Annotated in this window: 2 protein-coding genes; both read right to left on the bottom strand. The window is 59.0% G+C overall.

What is annotated here, in order from left to right; genetic code table 11:
• The coding region (locus tag ACNFOC_RS55340) for a hypothetical protein (RefSeq protein ID WP_416966437.1) at positions 1–256 on the bottom strand (256 nt) is incomplete at its 3' end.
• The coding region (locus ACNFOC_RS55335) for a 4Fe-4S binding protein (protein ID WP_416966436.1) at positions 243–454 on the bottom strand (212 nt) is incomplete at its 5' end. The genes ACNFOC_RS55340 and ACNFOC_RS55335, both read right to left, overlap by 14 nt.

Genomic DNA, 454 nt, shown 5'->3' with positions numbered 1-454 from the left:
GTGCTACCGTGGCAGGCAGATGACCGCTGGCAAGGCTTTGCAGCGTCATCAGCGGATCGGTCAGCGGAACGGTGTCGAATAACAGGCTACTGCTGTAGTTGCCGTGCAAGATCCACACACCAAACCACGGACCGCTCAAAAACATCCCCAGCACGAAGAACTGACAAAGGCGACGTAACACCAGCCAACGGTGACTGCGCCACCAGCCTTTTTTCTCCAGCGCCTCGCGCCCGGCGTCACGTTTACGATTTGCCATTGTTCCCCTCCAGCCAGCCGAAGCGGTAATGGTGACCTAACTCCCCTTTCGCCAGTGACAGCGGTAACACCTTGATTGCCGGTTGTTCCAGCACGCACACTTTTTCGCACTTACCGCAGCCGGTACAGGCGTCGCTGTGAACCGTCGGCAGAAAGCGGGCGTGCTTACCGGTTCGCGTGTTGCGCTCCAGCTCCAGGG

It is taken from the genome of Streptomyces colwelliae, from assembly GCF_048158785.1.
Lineage (GTDB): Bacteria > Actinomycetota > Actinomycetes > Streptomycetales > Streptomycetaceae > Streptomyces.
This window is presented reverse-complemented; position numbering and strand designations above follow the sequence as displayed.